17 protein-coding genes are annotated in these 19,983 nt (G+C 36.6%); 5 read left to right on the top strand and 12 right to left on the bottom strand.

Going from position 1 to position 19,983, the window contains the following annotated elements; translation table 11 throughout:
• Positions 1-88 precede the first annotated feature (88 nt).
• From LW139_RS10505 to LW139_RS10475, 7 genes are all read right to left on the bottom strand, one after another.
• Positions 89-1,687, bottom strand: a complete 1,599-nt coding sequence (locus LW139_RS10505; RefSeq protein WP_166541219.1) for an ABC-F family ATPase — start codon at positions 1,685-1,687, stop codon at positions 89-91.
• A 216-nt stretch (positions 1,688-1,903) separates the two neighbouring features.
• Positions 1,904-2,533, bottom strand: a complete 630-nt coding sequence (locus LW139_RS10500; RefSeq protein ID WP_166541220.1) for an NAD(P)H-binding protein — start codon at positions 2,531-2,533, stop codon at positions 1,904-1,906.
• Between the two features lie 6 nt (positions 2,534-2,539).
• A complete protein-coding gene (gene hutX / locus LW139_RS10495; RefSeq protein ID WP_208105246.1) occupies positions 2,540-3,028 on the bottom strand; it encodes a heme utilization cystosolic carrier protein HutX in 489 nt (162 codons plus the stop codon).
• 42 nt (positions 3,029-3,070) lie between these two features.
• The gene (gene hutW, locus LW139_RS10490; RefSeq protein WP_432652208.1) at positions 3,071-4,417 is read right to left on the bottom strand and encodes a heme anaerobic degradation radical SAM methyltransferase ChuW/HutW; all 1,347 of its coding nucleotides are present in this window, start codon (positions 4,415-4,417) and stop codon (positions 3,071-3,073) included.
• 20 nt (positions 4,418-4,437) lie between these two features.
• Positions 4,438-5,322: a heme/hemin ABC transporter substrate-binding protein gene (locus tag LW139_RS10485; RefSeq protein WP_166541221.1), complete on the bottom strand. Its 885-nt coding sequence runs from the start codon at positions 5,320-5,322 to the stop codon at positions 4,438-4,440.
• Positions 5,323-5,324: 2 nt separating this feature from the next.
• Positions 5,325-7,463 carry a TonB-dependent receptor plug domain-containing protein gene (locus tag LW139_RS10480; RefSeq protein ID WP_247851178.1) on the bottom strand — a complete coding sequence of 713 codons (2,139 nt, stop codon included), beginning with the start codon at positions 7,461-7,463 and terminating at the stop codon, positions 5,325-5,327.
• 277 nt (positions 7,464-7,740) lie between these two features.
• On the bottom strand, positions 7,741-8,223 hold the full coding sequence (locus tag LW139_RS10475; RefSeq protein WP_227336879.1) for a MarR family winged helix-turn-helix transcriptional regulator: 483 nt from the start codon (positions 8,221-8,223) through the stop codon (positions 7,741-7,743).
• Between the two features lie 97 nt (positions 8,224-8,320).
• Between LW139_RS10475 and LW139_RS10470 the strand changes: the two genes are divergently transcribed.
• Positions 8,321-9,196 carry an EamA family transporter gene (locus tag LW139_RS10470; RefSeq protein WP_247851177.1) on the top strand — a complete coding sequence of 292 codons (876 nt, stop codon included), beginning with the start codon at positions 8,321-8,323 and terminating at the stop codon, positions 9,194-9,196.
• A gap of 69 nt (positions 9,197-9,265) precedes the next feature.
• Positions 9,266-9,721: a YaiI/YqxD family protein gene (locus LW139_RS10465; RefSeq protein ID WP_109408232.1), complete on the top strand. Its 456-nt coding sequence runs from the start codon at positions 9,266-9,268 to the stop codon at positions 9,719-9,721.
• A 111-nt stretch (positions 9,722-9,832) separates the two neighbouring features.
• On the opposite strand, the gene LW139_RS10460 is transcribed toward LW139_RS10465, so the two are convergent.
• Positions 9,833-11,074, bottom strand: coding sequence for a TerD family protein (locus LW139_RS10460; protein WP_166541224.1), 1,242 nt, complete (start codon positions 11,072-11,074; stop codon positions 9,833-9,835).
• A gap of 172 nt (positions 11,075-11,246) precedes the next feature.
• On the opposite strand from LW139_RS10460, the gene LW139_RS10455 reads away from it, so the two are divergent.
• Positions 11,247-12,647: an amidohydrolase gene (locus LW139_RS10455; protein WP_166541225.1), complete on the top strand. Its 1,401-nt coding sequence runs from the start codon at positions 11,247-11,249 to the stop codon at positions 12,645-12,647.
• Positions 12,648-12,997: 350 nt separating this feature from the next.
• Positions 12,998-14,650 (top strand): DUF4139 domain-containing protein, encoded by a 1,653-nt coding sequence (locus LW139_RS10450; RefSeq protein WP_162556983.1) that lies wholly within the window; start codon positions 12,998-13,000, stop codon positions 14,648-14,650.
• 81 nt (positions 14,651-14,731) lie between these two features.
• Here LW139_RS10450 and LW139_RS10445 read toward each other — a convergent pair whose 3' ends face one another.
• From LW139_RS10445 to LW139_RS10430, 4 genes are all read right to left on the bottom strand, one after another.
• A complete protein-coding gene (locus LW139_RS10445; protein ID WP_166541226.1) occupies positions 14,732-15,175 on the bottom strand; it encodes a GNAT family N-acetyltransferase in 444 nt (147 codons plus the stop codon).
• Between the two features lie 215 nt (positions 15,176-15,390).
• Complete coding sequence (gene yidZ / locus LW139_RS10440) at positions 15,391-16,365, bottom strand: HTH-type transcriptional regulator YidZ (protein WP_166541227.1); 975 nt, start codon at positions 16,363-16,365, stop codon at positions 15,391-15,393.
• Entirely contained in the window at positions 16,358-17,536 is a 1,179-nt protein-coding gene (locus tag LW139_RS10435; protein WP_166541228.1) for an MFS transporter, read from the bottom strand. Before LW139_RS10435 ends, yidZ begins: the two co-directional genes overlap by 8 nt.
• Positions 17,537-17,662: 126 nt before the next feature.
• Positions 17,663-18,454, bottom strand: a complete 792-nt coding sequence (locus LW139_RS10430; protein WP_166541229.1) for a helix-turn-helix transcriptional regulator — start codon at positions 18,452-18,454, stop codon at positions 17,663-17,665.
• 94 nt (positions 18,455-18,548) lie between these two features.
• Here LW139_RS10430 and LW139_RS10425 point away from each other — a divergent pair, with 94 nt between their 5' ends.
• Positions 18,549-19,949, top strand: coding sequence for an MFS transporter (locus LW139_RS10425; RefSeq protein WP_247851176.1), 1,401 nt, complete (start codon positions 18,549-18,551; stop codon positions 19,947-19,949).
• Positions 19,950-19,983 lie beyond the last annotated feature (34 nt).

The raw sequence follows: 19,983 nt of genomic DNA, 5'->3' as shown, positions 1-19,983 counted from the left end.
TTATCGGGATCTTTTGATTACAATAAAAAAGGCCTGATAAATAGTTATCAAGCCTTTGTTTGTTTATTACTTTAATTCTGCTGTGAAATTAAAGTGTAACACCTTTTTTGGCAAGGAACTCATCATAAGTACCTTGGAAATTAGTCACTTTTTCAGGTGTAATTTCAATAATACGATTTGCTAATGAACTTACGAATTCACGGTCATGAGAAACAAAAATCAGAGTACCTTGATAAAGTTCTAATGCCATATTCAGTGATTCAATAGATTCCATATCCAAGTGGTTGGTTGGCTCATCCATAATCAGAATGTTTGGTTTTTGCATCATCAGCTTACCAAATAACATTCTGCCTTTTTCACCACCAGATAAAACTTGAACTGATTTTTTCAAGTCATCTTGAGAGAACAGTAAACGACCTAATACGCTACGTACAGATTGTTCGTCGTCTTCTGGTTTCATCCATAAGCTCATCCAATCAAATACGGTCATATCTACTTCAAAATCAGTTGCATGATCTTGTGCATAATAACCGATATTTGAGTTTTCAGACCATTTTAAACGGCCTGTATCTGGTGTTAATTCACCGACTAATGTTTTAATCATCGTCGATTTACCCACACCGTTATTACCTAGAATGGCAACTTTTTCGCCCACTTCAAGCATCATATTGACGTCTTTAAACAGTGGGGCATTATCATCATAGCCTTTAGAGATATTTTCCACTTCAAGCGCATTACGGAATAATTTTTTCTCTTGTTCAAAGCGGATGAATGGGTTTTGGCGACTTGATGCTTTAACTTCAGCTAATTGAATTTTTTCAATTTGCTTAGCACGAGAGGTTGCTTGGCGTGATTTAGATGCATTAGCACTGAAACGACTTACAAAAGATTGTAATTCATTAATCTGTGCTTTTTTCTTCGCATTATCCGCTAATAAACGTTCACGCGCTTGGGTTGCAGCAAACATATATTCATCATAGTTACCTGGATGAACGGCTAATGCACCGTAGTCAAGGTCAGCCATGTGCGTACAGACCATATTTAAGAAGTGACGGTCATGGGAAATAATGATCATGGTACTGTTACGTTCATTTAGCGTTTGTTCAAGCCAACGAATAGTATCAATATCCAAGTTATTCGTCGGTTCATCCAGTAACAAAATATCCGGATCAGCGAATAGGGCTTGCGCTAATAACACACGTAATTTCCAACCTGGTGCGACTTCACTCATAGGGCCATTATGTTGTTCTAATGGAATGCCTACATTTAATAACAATTCGCCAGCACGAGATTCAACGGTATAACCGTCCATTTCACCGAATTTTACTTCCAGATCGGCAACTCGTAAGCCATCTTCTTCACTCATTTCTGGTAAGTTATAGATGCGTTCGCGCTCTTGTTTAACTTCCCAAAGTTCAGTGTGCCCCATAATCACAGTATCAAGCACTGTATATTCTTCATAAGCAAATTGGTCTTGTTTTAATTTACCAAGGCGCTCATTAGGATCAAGAAATACGTTACCGCTACTTGGCACTAAATCGCCACCTAAAATTTTCATAAAGGTTGATTTACCGCTACCGTTAGCACCGATTAAACCATAGCGATTTCCGCCACCGAATTTGACAGAAATGTTTTCAAACAGTGGCTTCGAGCCAAACTGCATAGTGATATTATTGCTGATTAACAAGACGAATACTCATTATTAGTGAATGACAAAAGGTAATGGGGCCGCATTATGCCACAAGTTACCCCCATTAAGACAGTAAAGTGACAAATGTCTATTGAGGAAATTTCATTGTGAGCAGAAAACTCATCATAATGTGAGTTATTGACCACAATAAAAGCAAGAAAAAAGAGATAACACATAGGTTATCTCTTAAGCTAATTGTGTTGATATTAATATCTATGATTTAGTTGGCACCAAACCCGGTTCAACCACTGCATAAACTTGATCATCTAGAAGATCGGCTTCAAGAAGTTGAGTCACCAAACGCGCGACATCACGACGATTAACTAAGCCGTGAGTCTCTTCATATTGATAAAGCTGAGCTTTACCCGTTTCTTCACCATTCAGTAATCCGCCAGGTCTTACTATCGCATAATCAAAACGGCTAGTTTGCAGCCATACTTCAGCTAATGATTTTTCTCTAACGGCTTGCCCAAAAGCGGCTTTTGCTCTGTCAGATAAAGCAACCCAACTATCGCCACAGCCTAAAGAAGAAACCATGAGCATCCGTTGAAACCCCATTTTTTCCGCAGTATCAATCACGGTTCTATGCGCAAGATAATCATTTTCTCCGCCCATTGTGGAGATAATGTCTGCTTCTTTTCCTGCTAGTGTTAAAACAGCTTCAACCGCTTTAGCATCAATCGCATCACCAATAACTGTTTTGATCCCTTTTTCTTCTAAACGATTGGCCGCATCTTCGGAACGAACTAAAGCCACAATAGGGCGTTGTTGTGTAACGCCAATATCTGCAATATGTGCGCCAATCCCTTTACCGCCAGCACCAAAAATAACCCAAGTTTTCACGTGCAATTATTCCTTATTTAATTGTTGTGCTAATTGACGGAAGGCTGATAGTTGCTCTGGCAATAATTGACGATGTTCATCTCGTCCAAGGAAAATTTTAAACATAGCAACGCCTTGTTGATTGAAAAATAAAATAGAGGCGGTATCCATACCCATAAACTTACGTTCGATCATTGCGATGGATTGGCAATTTTCGGCTTTAATATGGCCAGTCATTCCTTTTTTACCTCGTAAGTTAAAATAGCCATGACGATGGAAACCACTTGGCAACTCACCACTAAACTCTAAGATAACATCTTGAGTATGCACAAGCGTGGTGACATTACCCCATTTCATCACACTATCCCATACAGTATCGAATTGTTCGCCACTCATTAATGAGCGTGATGGTAAATGTCTCACAACCTCCAACAATGTGGTATTAAATTGTGTAGCAATAGTTTCCAATGTTCCATCAGGCTCAGTCATTAAAAATTGTTGTAATTCAGTATTCATGATGTTGTTTCCATCTTCTAATTAATATTCAGGGTAATAAAATTAACGAGGTGTATTTAATTGCAAAATTAATTGCTGTAAGGATGTCAGTAAGTTACTTGCCCAAAATCGACCTTCATTGGTCAATTTCATACAAAGAAAATCGTCTTCAACAAGACCCGCTTGATACCATTGATTTAATAAAGGGGAGAGTAAAGTCGCTTGTGGGCTTAACTTGGCTAAGTCAACACGTCCGCACTCAATGCCAGCTTGTAACTCATGACGCCAACGAAAACCACTATCGGTTGTACGACTCATCATCATTAAGGGCTTTTGGTTATCTGTGATTTTTTGATAATAATTATCAAGTGAACGTTCAATCATCCATGAATAACCATTCACTGAGCCACCAGCACCAGAACCAAAAGCTAGGCAATCTGCCCCTTGCTTGATTAATAGGTTGTAAAGATTGCGCTCACGGGTTGTTCTTGCCCAATGGCTATTACTGATCTGACGCCAGCCCACATTTTCCATAAAGTCACAACCTTGAAGATAAAGATCGCGTCTTTGTATTGGTGAAGGCACAGTAATTCGTTGATTTTCAACCGCTTTACCTAATGGTGTATTAGGCAATAAATTCAATGCATAGAGATCGACACCATCTAAACCAATATCATGAGCAATAGTGAGATCTTCTTGCCAGTTCGTCGCATCTTGCCCAGGTAATCCAAATAACAAATCACACACCACGGCAGCACGATCGCGCAAACAAAGCCCTTTCATAAATTTGGCTGCTTCTTCACCCGTTGAGGTTCTTGCCATTCGTTTACGAATTTTACTGTTAAAGGTTTGAATACCAATAGAAAAACGGTTTGCGCCTGCATCTAAACAAGCATCAATACGATTATCATCAAAATTTAAAACGCGACCTTCAATGGTGATTTCACAATCTGGCGCTAAAGGGAGGGATTGGCGCAAATGCGTGATCACACGATAAAGATCTTTAGCTGATAACGCAGAAGGGGTTCCACCACCAAAATAAACCGCATGGATTGGTGCTGATTGATAAAGTAAACTATCTGACTCAGCCGATATCTCACGCAGTAATGCATCGGTATAGCGTGCACAGGCTTCTTCGTGATAGTTATTTTGATAAAATCCACAAAACGTACAATGAGTCGCACAAAAAGGAATATGAATATACAACAAACGTTTGCAGGCTGGTGTTTTACTTTCTAATAAGGCTTGCCATGTGGATTGCTGTTCTTCTTTCGCAATAGGTAAAGAACCTCGCCATGGCATGGTGGCATGTCTATCTCGAAAAGGGCTATCACCTTCTAAAGCGAAATGAGCAGTGAGATCAATTTCAGTAGAAGGGGGCATAATATGTGTTGCGACTGACTCTTTCATTATTAAATCATTCCTACTTATTATTCGACCTTATTACCGTTTACTAGATCAGCGGGGTAAAATTGTTGATGCAATAATTCTACGGCATCCACAATACGAGGCCCCATTCCTAAAATAAGGGATTGATCAATTTCGATAATGCGTTGATTTTTCCATGCTTGAGTCATTGACACACCGGGCACAGAAGCTAATCCTTCAGACGCTCTTATTGTACCTGTTTGGTTTTTCTGGCTTTGTGTTGTAATAACAATTAACTCTGGATCAGCGGCAATAATGGCCTCTGCGCTATAGATACGATAATTCTCGTGTGTTGCGATATTCTCACCGCCTGCTAATTGAAGGATCGCATCTGCGACACTGGTTTTCCCTGCAACTTGAGGAATTCCACCTCCCGGTGAAAGAAAGAACATCACTTTTACTTTCTGTTTAATTTGATTGTTTTTGGCTTTAATAGTGTCTAAGCGGGATTGTAATGAATCAATTAATGCATCGCCTTGTGCCTGCTTATCCAGTGAAACGGCTAACGTGCGGATGTTTTGAAGCATTAACTCAAAGGTTGCTGGCGTTCTTGGTAAAGAAATCACCTTAACGTTATGCTGTGCAAGCTGACGTAAGGCCATTTTCGGCTCAGCATCATCCCACGTTACAAAAGTAGAAGGACGCAAAGACAAAATGCCTTCAACACTTAATTGTTTCCAATACCCTATATGGGGTAATGCCTGAGTTTGTTCTGGGTAAGAGGTAGTTTCATCAACACCAACAACCTTATTGCCAGCATCCATGGCATAAACTAATTCCACAATAGAACCACCCGCAATGACCCAACGGTCATTTTTTATATTCTCTTTTGCCGTTAAGCTAAAAGGTAACAATAATAAACTGAGAGTAATTAATATTTTTTTCATTGTTAAAACGCCCATGTCAGGCCAACTGCCGCATTAATACCCGCAGCAGGAATAGATTCATGAGCCGTTTGATAACGTTTATTTAAAATATTATTTAAATCAAAGTTAATACGATATTGATCGTTATGACCAAACTCACTACTAAGTGAAAGATTAACCGTTGTCCAGCCAGCGTAATGCTGTTTATTTTCTGGATTGCTATAATCTTTAGCTTGCGTTGCAGATCTTAAATATAAATCTGACATTAGATTCATATTATTGAGTAATAATAGATGTTTAGCACCAATACGTGTAGTGACTGTAGGTTCCCCTGTATCCCATGTTTTTAGGGTTGGGCTAATAAATTGACGACGCATCACATTGGCAGAAACATAAGGTGTAATTGACCAGCCTTGGTATTGGGCCATTACCTCCATACCATAAGTTTTCGCGCGATCGATATTGTCATAATAGAAGTAATCTGCTCGGCCTGTTTTGCTATTTCCTTCACAAATACGTTCTCCAGCACAAGCGACTGAGGTGATGTAATCTTTTGCTTCAGAATAATAAATGGCGCTATCAACATACCAATTATTCCCTTTATAACGCGCACCAAATTCCACGTTATTAGAATGTTCAGCCTCAAGATCACGATTGCCATAAGTCACCGCACCGCCCGCCGTTGTATTCATAAATTGCTGAACTAACGTAGGGAACACATAACCTTGTGCAAATGCAAGGCGCAATTCAGTATCTTTAAATCCGGAATAACGCAGATTGGATGAAATAATAAAAGCGTTATCTCTCACAGAGGTAGAGGATAATGTCTTATAGCTTGTGCCTGTTTTATTATGGTTAACAGTCTCATCACCATCTTGTAATTCTGATTTTAACCAATACTGCCTAGCACCCACAGTCCATGACCAATCTTCTGTTATTTTCCAATCATTTTGGGCAAAAACAGATGCATTAGTTTGCTGACTGCGATTATGTAACAGAGATTGTTTTTCATAGTTTACGGCAGGTGGGAAACCCGTTGTACTATTTGAAGATGTTTGGCCAGCAGAGGTTTGTTTTACTTTATCTTGTTGATATTGTGCGCCTAAAATGAGTTCATTATTTGCAGGTAACGTAAAGTTTGCCTGCATAGTCATTCCATAAGTATTCTGTGTATCCTCCGACTGTGTTCGGTTTTTAACAGTTAAATTACCAATCATTGGGCTACCTGTTGGCGTAACGACACCAACGCGGTTCTCAAATTTTCGCTCAATTCGCTGTGTATAAGCATCTATATGAAGTTTCTTAAAATAATCAGCATCAATATCATAATCATAAAATAAGCCGATTTTTTCACGCTCAAGCTTAGGTACTTTAACGCTAAATTCTTGATATTTGCCTTCATCAGCATAATAAGATTGCGTAGATAAATCATAGCGATCAAGTGAAAGCCCAAATTTATGTTTATCAACTTTATAGCCTAACCATGCCCCTTGACCATTATTTCTAAAATGCGTATTAGTTAAGCGACCATCTGGCGTATCGCGATCACCATGATCGGCATAACTCCCATTAAAACGGTATTCAAAATCACCTATTGTGCCTGAAATTAACGCAGACTCACGCCATCCCATCGTTGCTGAGTCATAAACAACTTTAACATTGCCACCAAAGGGCTTATCGCCACCTTTTTGGGTGATTAAATTCACCACACCGCCAATAGCTTGTGAACCATAAAGTACAGAATAGGGACCTTTAACCACCTCAATACGCTCTAGGGCAGATTCATCAATTAAAATACCCGCACCAAAGTTTTGACCACCTCGTTGATAGGTGACTTCTTGCCCATCAACCAATAAAAGTACACGTGATGAAGATTCGCCACGAATACGAATTTGTTTACGGCCCGCGAGGCTATTATCAGTCACTTCAACACCAGGAATATCACGCAATTGATCCGCAATAGAAGAAGCTGTTGATTGACTTAATGACTCTTTATCAATGACTTGAATGGTCGCAGGGCTATTCCATAAAGAGGAAGCACTACGTGTTGTAGTAACAACTAGCGTTTCTTCTTTAGGTGACGCCGTTTCAGCAATGGCGTATTGAGAAAGTGAGAGAGTTAGAGCAGATAAGACGAAGCAAGATTTAAATTGAATGCACATAGTTACAGATCCTAATGAGATCAATAATGATTATCATTCGCTTTATAATTTAACTTTTGGTATTCAGCAACCTAAAAATAGTAAATAGAATACATCTTTGATTTAAATCAAAGTAAAAATGTGACTTCATGCACATTAGGTGCCTAAATAAACAAAAACGGCATAAAAAGAAGGGTTTTTAAGCAAACAAAGAAAAGAAGGTAAGTAAGAACACTCGGTTTCTGTACTTACCTTTATTATTAAATATCTTGCAGAAAATAGAATAGGGGGAAAAATATTATTCTAGGGAATTAAGAAAAACTTTTAGTAATGCATTTAATGCTTGCTGTTCTTGTTGTGATAAACCCGCTACCAAACGTTTTTGATTATTAACATGAGCTTCAATAACTTGATTGATTAATTCCAAACCTTGTGGTGTTAAAGAAACTAAAAAGCTACGACCATCTTCCGGATTAACTTTACGAATAACCCAGCCTGCTTTTTCTAATTGATCAATACGGTTTGTCATTGTGCCCGATGTAACCATCAATGTTGATAACATTTCACCAGGAGAAAGAGTATAAGGATTTCCTGCTCGTCGTAATGTGGCAAGCACATCAAAACTTGATGTATTCAAGCCAAATTGGGAAAAAACTTTCTCCATTTCGCGGGAAAGATGCAAAGTGATATTACCCAACCGGCCAATTAACCCCATTGGGCTAATATCAAGATCAGGTCGTTCACGTTGCCATTGTTCGGTAATTCTATCTATTCTGTCCATGCATTTATCATGTCAATTATTTATCTTGACGTCAAGGTATTATCAATTTATCTTGACCTCAAGATAAATCACAATGACAAATAAATTGAGTCACTTTATGAATCGATACACAACGCTTTTATTAACAGCTTCAGCTCCCATTGTTTGGGGAAGTACGTATATTGTGACAACCGAAATGTTGCCCGCTAACGTACCAATGACATTGGCTGCATTACGTGCATTACCTGCTGGTATTTTATTATTAATAATTATGAGACAACTGCCTCAAGGGATATGGTGGTTACGCGTAATCATTTTGGGTATTTTAAATTTCTCACTATTTTGGTGGTTATTATTTATTTCTGCTTATCGTTTACCTGGTGGTGTTGCAGCAACTGTAGGAGCAGTTCAGCCTTTAATTGTCTTATTTTTGTCTCGTTGGTTATTACAAACACCTTTATCATGGCTTTCTATTTCAGCAGCATTAGGTGGCATATTAGGTGTGGCAATATTAATACTTACACCTAATGCAACACTTGATCCTATCGGAATAATGGCAGGATTAGGTGGCGCCTTATCAATGGCAGCGGGTACTGTATTAAGTCGTCGTTGGCAACCGCCAGTTACTCCTTTAACGTTTACCGCGTGGCAATTAACTGCTGGTGGCGCTGTATTATTACCTTTTGCGTTATTATTTGAACCTGCATTACCTTCATTAACGGGGATTAATCTTTTAGGCTTAGCCTATTTAACGTTAATTGGTGGAGCATTAACCTATATTTTCTGGTTTAGAGGACTGGCATTATTAGGGCCAAGCTCTGTAGCATCATTAGGATTTTTAAGCCCGCTTAGTGCTGTTATTTTAGGTTGGGCGTTATTAGAACAACAATTAACTAGCTTACAAATTATCGGTATGATTGTGATATTAGTGAGTATTTGGGTTAATCAGCAATCAGAAAAACGAGCAAGAGCAAAGCTTCAATCACTTAGTTAGGATTACTGTGTTATTTTAACCTCCTTAACCATGCAATATTTAATACAGAATAATCAAGAGAGAGTTGTTATGCCTATTTGGGTTGATGCTGACGCATGTCCTAAAGTAATCAAAGAAGTGTTATATCGAGCAGCAGACAGAGAAAAAATGATCATTACTTTTGTTGCTAACCAACGATTAAGCGTACCTGCATCGCCTTTTTTACGCACATTACAAGTTTCTGCTGGATTTGATGTTGCGGATAACGAAATTGTTCGCCGTACCAATAAAGATGACTTGGTGATCACCGCAGATATCCCATTAGCGGCTGAAGTGATTGAAAAGGGGGCGGTTGCTCTAAATCCTAGGGGTGAACGTTATACTGAAGCCACTATTCGTGAACGCTTAAATATACGTGATTTTATGGATACGATGAGAGCTAGTGGTATTCAAACGGGGGGGCCAGCAAGCCTAAACCAACGCGACCGCCAGCTTTTTGCTAATGAATTAGACAAGTGGCTATTAGAGCAAAAAAGACGCGCTTAATTTCACAGGTTATCATCTCTTTAAGTAAATAAATAAAAAACGGGCATTTTAATCATTGCCCGTTTTCCTTTTTTAGGACAAACGCTAAGTTATTTCTTTTTTATAATAAAATTAAACATAACGTTTTTTGCCTAGAATACTTGGTTTCTTTCCTTTAAAAACATGAGGGCCATCCATCGTTAATTTAAGTTCATCACCAATACGTGTTAACCAAGGAGTGGCTTCACTGCCTGCTCTTGATGTCACACCTGAAGGTTTTAACGTAATACTGTCTTGATCGATTTCAATAATACCAATGACATAGGTGTAAATCATATTATTGAAAAAGCCTTTTTTGTATTCACAAGAGCACTCAACGATTTGATTACCATATTCCATACGCATTGTTGGTTTTAATGATGCAACAGAAACACAACCATTACTAATGGCAGAATAAACACTACAAACTAACGCCACTTTTCCGCCCATTAATTGAGAAATAGCGGGGTTTATTTCAACTGTTTCACAGCCGGGCTGATCTTGACTAACACTGACCACATCACCCGTATGGAAAACAAAAGGATCTGCATTAAAAGCACCACTTTTATCTGGCGCTTGAATTATAGACATTTGACCATTGGGACGCAAAATACCCACACGAAGATCTAAATCATCATTATCCTTACCATCACCATTATCTATCCATGTTGCACTGACTAAAATGCGCTTAGGTGCATCACTCCCTTTTAGTAAAGAAACACGGTGGCTACTATCTGGTTTCGTCAGTTTCACCACACTTTTTTGTATATTAACAGGTGGTGTTGATGCAGGCACAATAACTGGGGCAGGCTCTTCAACTTCAATGCCATAAAGATCGCATAGCCCAGCAAGTCCAGACGCGAACCCTTGCCAAACAGCACGTACTTTATTTTGCCCATTTCGAATATACAGCTCTAAAACAATAATGCCCGTTTCTTGCGAAAATTGGCTTGGTGCTAATTCAATAACATCATTATTTATCAATACTTGCGCTTTTAATTGATTAACAACAGCAAAACCGCCAGCACTTCCATCTTGCGTCAAGGTAATGGCAATTTTGGTAATATTGGCGGGTAAACGAGATAAGTCAAAATCAATACTATGAATAACCGTTGAGCCTTGAGTTATCGGTGAAATAAACGAAGCCGCACCAGAGGCATGATGAGGAGCGTTAAAGAAAACCATATCGTCGTCATTAACGACTTTTCCTGATCCTGTTACTAAAAATGCCGTCAGATTAATATCAAGATTATCGCCTACTGCATGAGAGACTTTAACTTGTCCTTTATTTTCACTTAGTGATGTATTTTCACCAGGTTGCAACGTTTTACTCATTAAACCACTCCTTGATTGATAAGACTAACTGCAAGAAATTTAGACACCGAGCGCGATAATAACTTCGATTAATTATTTATTCGGTGATCTCATTCACTTTCGGTTGATATCAAAAGCTGATGAATTTATCTATAATCTTAGAAAAATTTTCCCATCAAGACGAGAGGTAATGATGTCATTTTCTAAATCTATGCTTGCTTTGGCTGTCATGGCAGTCTCCTTTTCTAGTTACGCGGCAAAACAGGCTGATTTGATGATTGTTGATGGTACTGTTCTAACTATGGATCAGCAAAATAAAATCATTGAACAAGGTACTGTTGTCGTAAAAGAAAATAAAATTATTGCCGTTGGTGGCCCTGAGCTTTCTAAAGAATATCAAGCCAATAAAGTATTAGATGTTGATGGTGATATTGTGATGCCGGGTTTAATTAATACCCATACACATGGTTCGATGACGGTATTTCGTTCATTAGCCGATGATGTCCCAGACAGACTTCACCGTTATATTTTCCCACTTGAAAGCAAAATGGTTTCTCGCGAAATGGTCAGAGTTGGCGCTAACCTTGCCAATATCGAAATGGTAAAGGGGGGAGTAACGACTTATGTTGATATGTATTATTTTGAAGATGAAGTTGCTAAAACGGTTGATAAAATGGGCAATCGTGCGGTATTAGGAGAATCTGTTATTAATTTCCCTGTTGCAGATGCGAAAACACCAGAAGAAGGTATTCAATATGCGGTAAATTTTATTAAAGAATATAAAGATCACCCTCGCATTATCCCAGCATTTGCACCACATGCTCCTTATACAAATACCACTGAAAACCTTCAGAAAATTGCTAAATTATCAATAGAACTTGATGTTCCTGTTATGATCCATTTAGCCGAAACAGACCGTGAACAAGAAGAAATAGCCAAACGTACAGGTGGTAAAAGCCCTGTTCAATATATGGCCGATATTGGGGCGTTAAATAACAAAGTTATTGCAGCACACGCAATTATGGTTGATGAAAAAGATATTGATTTACTGAAAAAATATGATGTTGGTGTTGCTCATAATATCAGTGCGAATACTAAATCAGCGAAAGGTGTAGCACCTGTCGTTGCAATGCTAGAAAAGGGTGTCCGTGTCGGTTTAGGGACTGATGGTCCAATGTCGAGTAATACGCTAACAACCATGAACGAACTCAATCTTGTGGGTAAAATCCATAAATTAGAGAATAAAGACCGCGCGGCAATGCCACCTTTAACCGTTGTAGAGCTAGCAACTATGGGTTCAGCAAAAGTCTTGCATATGGAAGATAAATTGGGCTCATTAGAATCAGGTAAGCTTGCTGATATTATCGTTGTTGATACAAAATCACCTAATATGGTGCCTATGTATAGCCCTTATGCAGCATTAGTGTATGGCGCAAATGGCAGTAATGTTCGCCATACCATTGTAGATGGCAAAATCTTAATGGAAGATCGCCAACTATTAACCGTTGATGAGAAAGCGATTATTAAAGAGGCACAAGATTTCTCTGATAAAGTACGCAAAACTGTTATTGATAGTGGTGAAGTTGTTAAATAAAAATTGATAACAAACATCTTTATCCTAGGCAGTTTATTTTTAAACTGCCTTTATTTAGTTTTATTGAAATATTTATCTTATTTCTATCTAAACAAGACGATATAAAGCAAATAAAAGCTAAATATCTCGCCATCATTAAGATAATCCTTATCATTCAAACATTCATTTAATTTAAAACAATAACATATTGTTTTATCTATTGTTTTTTATCCTCACATTATTAGATCTTTAAGTTTATTCTGTTATCTAATTTATTAGAGATGCAATACTATCTAAATATACTTGTGCAACAGTGCATCTCTATTTTGCGGTTCTTACAATACTGCTCATCAACTATGGATAGAATGAAAATGATGATTAAACCCAATAAATTAACGTTATCGCTTATTACATTATCTATTATTAGTACAACTAGTGCTTTTGCTAATGAAATCAATTCCGTAGATCCCACTAAACCACTTAATTATGATATAAAACTCAATCAAGCAACAATTTTTTTACGGGGTGCTGAACTTGAAAATAACGTCACTCTCAACTTACCAGCGGGGCAGAGTGACGTTGTTTTGTCTAATGTTGCAAACAATATTGATCCTAGAAGCTTATCAATTAGTATTGATAATGAAGATGTGATTATTAACACCATTAACGTTAAAAAAATTCCTATTGCCCCTAGTTACCCAGCCACCATTACGACATTAATGGATAAACAAAAAGAGATTAATAAACAAATTGAAGTATTAAACATCAACATTAGCGTTGGTGATGAACAAATTATTTTACTGAAAGATCAATCCTTTTTTGGTAATGGTGAAACGCAAACATTAGAGCAATCATCACAAAAATTTGATTTTATTAGTCAAAGAATGACTTCTATTTTAAATCAACAAAAAATGGCGCGTGAAGAAATTGCTAAATTAACAGAACAATTAGAAGAATTAAACCGACAATTAGAAATTGATATGCCAATTATTGCTGAAGAGAAAACACAAATTGTTTTATCTTTAGGCACGTCAAAAAATCTAACTAGTAAGATGCGTATTTCTTATATAACACCAGATGCTGGATGGTCACCTGCTTACGATATTCGAAGTCAAGGAATGGATAAGCCGATATTACTCACCTATAAGGCGGATGTTATTCAAAATACAGGCCTAAATTGGGATAAAGTAAAACTGGTTTTAACATCCACTAATCCATCACTTAATATCACTGCACCAACATTATCACCTTGGTATTTATCTCTTTATAATGATAATTCAAAATTTAGAAAAGACAGTATGAGAATGGCGATGCCTGCACCAGTCGCAGTTATGGAAGAAAATGTTTCAGACCTAACTCGAGAAAAACAAATAAACAAAGGAGTGACTCGATATGTTACGACGAATAATAATGGAATTAATTTAAGCCATGCTATCGCGTTACCTTACACCTTAAAAAATAGCACCGAGCCTAACACATTGGTCATTAACCAAAAAGAAGTCACCGCTGATTATCGCTATTTAGCCACACCGAAATTAGTAGAAGAAGTTTATTTACAAGCTGAAATTAAAGATTGGGAAAATTTAAACTTACTTAATGGCCGTGCAAATATCTACTATATGAATAGCTTTGTGGGTAATAGCTATATTAATACAAATGAACTTGAAGAGTTACTTAATATTCCGATGGGGATAGACAAAAACATTCAAATTAGCCGTATTAACAATGAGAAAATAAGAAAAGAGCCTATCTTTATTGGTACCACGATTGAACAAAAAGAGAGTTATACCATTAAAGTAAGAAACACTTATAACTCTCCTGTAAAAGTCACTATTTACGATCAGCTACCACTTAGTCAAGAAAACAATATCAATGTAGCAGATGCCGTTTATAAAGATGGCGTACTTGATAAAGATACAGGTGAAATAGAGTGGAATATCACACTAGAGGCAAAACAAGAAAAATCCTTACCATTAAATTATACGCTTTCTTATCCTAAAAATAGACAAGTTATGGGGCTATAATTACGTCATTTCAGGTTGATAAAAATAGAAGGGGGTGCAATTGCACCTTTTTCTATTTTAAAGAGATCAATTTTATATTTTTCATTGTGTTATTTTTATTACTGCTAACATATCATCCCCATCTTTATCCATACCAGTCTCTTTAAAACCGAAAGAGCTATAGAATGTTTTAGCTACTGGATTTAATGGGTTATAACAAATTTCAATTTCATTGATTGTTTTATCTTGCTTAATTTCATTTAAAGCGATGTGTAGGGCTTCTCTACCTAACCCTTTATTTTGGTGTGCTTTGTCTATCATAAAACGCCAGATAGCAATTTTATATGGGCTTTCTTTTACCCACATAAAGAAACCAACTGGTTTATCTGATAAATAAATACCTCTGACGACATAGTTCTCGTTATAAGCTGCTTCAACTAAAGACCACATATTAGAAGCAATATAGTCTTCTTGATATTCTTCCACTTCAAGTAAACTAATTTCTTCATAATTATCTAAAGTGATAGGTTTTAAACTGATATCCATCATATTTTCTTTTTTTAATCACTAATTAAAGTATCAATATAAGTTTACCTCTTATTATCATAGATAAAATTTAAGAAAGATTAAGAGAAAATTTAGATAGCACTATACTTTATCTAATTAAAAAAACGGGATAAAATTTTTATTAAAAATAATCTTAATCCCGCTCATAATTTTCAGTAAACACAGAAGAAACCAAATAAATAGCAGTAAAATTTTTAATGGCCATTTTTCTGCATAAATTGATTGACACTATTTTTGATAGTTTCTCTTAACCACAATATTTTAGAGTTGTACGCATGGCGTTTATGCCACAGCAAAATAAATGAGATATCAAGCTGTTCAGAAACACTGTGTGGCAGTGGTAAAGGTAATGTCACTAAATTAGGTAAAGCTCTAGAGAGATAATGTACACAATATCCGGGCAAACAAGTAATAAGCTCATGATTAGGTTGAGAAATCATAAATAAAGTTTGCTCAAATGACGTGTAAGTTATGGCAATATTACGTAAACGTCCATGCTCTGCCAAAATATCATCTAATGCCCAATGAGGCCGTTTATCATATTCTGTTGAGATGTGAGAATAGCGCAAAAATGTCTCTAAATTCCAAGGCTCTTTTAATAACGGATGATCTTTTCGCACATAAACTAATGGTGTATCACGAAAAAGCTCTTCACAATCGATAACATCAGGTAATAGATGTAATGCTTCTTTAGAGCCCGAATAATATTCACGACCTAAAAAAGCAATATCAGCATCACCGTCAATAATGCTCGAGAGTGAGTTATATTCCCAATTTCGTATTTTCACCATTGATTGAGGATAATAATTCAATATTTCTAAAGGAAATTGATTTAGTAACACCTGATGTAAAGGAGATTCTAATATTAAACTGAAATGAACACCTTTAGGCGTTTCGCTATTTTGCTTGCCCGCGATATGGTTACCAATATTAATAAAATCAGAAAGAGATTCTTCAATACTTAATGTCAAAGGTGTCGGAATTAATCCCTGAGGGCTACGAACGAAAAGGGGATCATCAAACCAAACGCGTAATTTAGCCAATGCTTTACTCACCGCAGAAGGTGAAACAGACAACCATTTTGCAGTCAATGTGACACTACGCTCTTGTAAAAGAATTTGAAAAATAACTAATAAATTCAAATCTATTCGATGTAATGGCTTATGCATCACAATTCACCTTTTGTTGTTGTCCTGAAGAACGAAAGAGATGCAAAAAGGTAAAACCAATAAAGCTACTTGCAAACAATATAACAATCAGCATATTAATTGCAGATATTCCTAACCATCCCATAGTCCAGATATAGAGAGATGCAAAACTCAATTGCGAAATCCCTAAAATCGAACTGGCGAGTCCAGCTCGCTGACTAAATGGAGAGAGAGCTTGACTCATTATAATACCAAATAGTAACGCAAACCCCGCGCCACATAATGAAAATGAGACAAAGAACCAGCGAGGATCACTGTTTTTTCCGATAAAAAGAAAAATAGCCGCACCTAAAAAACCCGATAAACCAGTATATAAAATGGTTTCATAACGAAGTTTTGTTAATATTTTCGGCATCATAAACGAAGTGGCCATACTAACCATCGAAAGCAATGTGATTGCTGTTGAATACTGCCCAGTGCTGTAATGCATTTGCTGCATAATCACGATTGGAGAGATATTAACATAAGTCAGGATCACGCTCATCCCCAAACATGAAATAAGCAAACGACTTAAAAAGAAGCTATTTAAGAAAGATTCATCGGTGATGGTGGTCGTTTTATTTTTACTTTTGGCCAACTGTTTTGGTTTGGTTTCTTTTATTACAAAAAAACAATAAATAAAGATTAATGATGCATAGATTGCCATGGCATAAAACATGACTGGCCATTTAAATTTTAATAAGATCAGAAAACCTAAAACAGGCGCTAATACAGGAATAATACAAGTAATGCCATTTATCATAGAAAGAACTTTAGCACGTTGTTTTTCGGCTAATGTATCTCGCAATATCGCAAAAGTAACAACATAACAAAATCCAGCGCCAATACCTTGGAAGAAGCGTGCGATCAAAAAGTTATTTTCCGTTACCGAAACTCCAGCACCAAATGATGCCAATAAGAAAATAACGGTTCCAAGCAATACAACAGGTTTACGACCTAAATTATCACTACACCATCCTGCAACTAACATGGATGAAACCATGCCCATTAAATAAATTGAAAAAGCTTGATGTAATGTCACTTCCGATGCGTTTAAATCATTTGCAATTGCCGTTAAGCCCGTTAAATGTAAGTCCACACCAAGAGGGTAAATCAACACTAAACAAAAGCTAAAAAGGATATATTTTGTCATCCAGCCACCTCAATTATTCTAATGAAGAGGCATTTTAGTCGTCAAAGAAACTGAAACCTAATGACAAAAAAGCAATCTCTAATTTCCATTTTGGAAATAATATATTTATCTCATTATCAAGAATAATCACGCCTTCTTAGGGATATACACTAAAATCCGATTATATTTTTCCAAATCAAACGCTAATGATGTGTATTCATAATACTCTTTTTTATTATCAAAGTTTAAGGTTCTTACACCATCACAAGGGGGATATATCTCATGTTTTTCCCACATTCTCTTAAATTCAGGTGATGAACAATTTAACGAGGCAATTAATTTACGAATATTGGGATCATTCTTTGTTCTTGCATGGTCACGACGAAAGCTTGCCAATAATCTCTCCGCAATATTTTCCCAATCATCAATACGCGTTTTGTAACGGGGATCCATAAACAACAAATAAAGATAATTACGATTTTCGGCACTATAATCTGAAAAATGAAAATAAGTATCTGCTTTTTGATTATAAGCCAATACATCCCAATGTAGATTTAAAACATAACAGAGATATTCTTGTGGAAAGTCAGCCAAAATCCGCAAAATAGTTTCAGGAACCTGATGTTCTGTTATTCCTGTTTCTGTCGGCTCTCTCATATGCGATAACAAATAAAGGTGCTGCCTTTCTGCACTATTTAAGCGTAAAGCGGTGGCTAAACTATCTAAAAATTGGCTCGATACGCCAATATCTCTTCCTTGTTCAAGCCACGTATACCAAGTTAACCCAACGCCAGAGAGTGCTGCAACTTCCTCACGACGTAATCCTGGTGTACGGCGACGCCCAGTACCAGGTAATCCCACGGTTTCAGGTAAAATACTTTGCCTTTTAGTTCGTAAAAAATCAGCTAATTCAGGACGAGTTCGTTTTCTTTCAGTCATAGCCTATTGCTTTTAGTAATAGTATAAATGGTTAAATTGTATCAGGATAAATAACTCATTATAGTCTCATTTCTTTAATCATTGAGACAAAAAAATGAATACCCAACAACGCATCGCCTTATTTGTTCTGCTATTAGCGGGATTTGTCACAATATTTGATTTATTTGTCGTCAATGTCGCTATCGTGAATATTGAACAAACGCTCAATGCAACACTAACAGAACTTACATTAATTATCGTAGGATACGAATTAGCCTTTGGTTTATTATTAATTACAGGAGGGCGACTCGGTGATATTTACGGCCGTCGTACCCTTTATCGCATTGGTATGTTTGGTTTCACTTTAACATCTGTATTGTGTGCAGTTTCTCCTAATGCAGTCAGTCTTGTTATTGCTCGTTGTCTGCAAGGATTAACCGCAGCGTTATTGTTCCCCCAAGTTTACTCAAGTATTCGCCTCAATTTTGATGATATACAAGCTAAAAAAGTATTTGGTTTATTAGGAATGACATTAGGATTAGCAGCAATAGCAGGGCAAGCATTAGGAGGGCTTTTAATATCGTTAAATCTTTTTGGGCTTGAGTGGCGTACTATTTTTTTAATTAATCTTATCATTGGTATTATTGCATTGGCACTTTCTCACTATTTAACGCAAAGTGAGACTCTAGATTATATAAGATTAGATATTGGCGGTGTTGTTTTATCTGCTTTAAGTATAACGTTCACATTACTTCCTTTATTAATGCTACCTATCTGGGGGTGGAAATTACATAGTACGTTACTTTTTCTTTTCGGACTAATATTGTTAACACTGTTTATTTACAATGAAAATCGATTAAAACAGCAAGGAAAACAACCGCTTTTTGATCTTATTTTATTTACTAATCGCCCTTATGTAATTGGGATCGGAATTGTCGTTTGTGTATATGCAACATCATCGGCTTTCCCTATGATGATGTCGATATTATTACAAAGTGGATTTAAACGTTCTGTTCTCGATTCTGGATTAATTTTTGTTCCATCAAGTATAGGTTTTGTTCTTTCATCATTATTAGCACCTAAATGGATAAGAAAGTTTGGTGAGCAGATTATTTATTGGGGAGCTGTTTGTTATGCTTTAAGCTATCTCTTTTTAATTGGAGGTATTTATTATCTAATATCGCCAGAAAATAGCTCTCTTGTGATCCCATTCCTATTCTTAGTTGGCTTTACACAAGGCATGATAATGACACCCATGCTTAATTTAGTATTAACAAAAGTTAAATCCGAATTTGTTGGTATCGCTTCAGGATTAACTGCAACATTACAACAAGTTGGCGCAGCTATAGGAGCAACTTGTGTTTCAATTATTTTACAATTTAGTCTTAGTCACACACTTTCAACAAATATGATTGAGCAATATAAGATTGCATTTAGTTTTAGTATGATTTTCAATTTTATTATGGCTATATGTGCCACATTGCTATTAAGAAAAATAGTCATCAAAAATAGATAAATTAGCTGATATAAAAATACCTTATAAACACTTT

The sequence above is a fragment of the Proteus vulgaris genome, from assembly GCF_023100685.1.
In the GTDB taxonomy this organism is placed as follows: domain Bacteria; phylum Pseudomonadota; class Gammaproteobacteria; order Enterobacterales; family Enterobacteriaceae; genus Proteus.
Note: the sequence above shows the minus strand (reverse complement) of the source record. Positions and strands in the feature narration are given on the sequence as shown.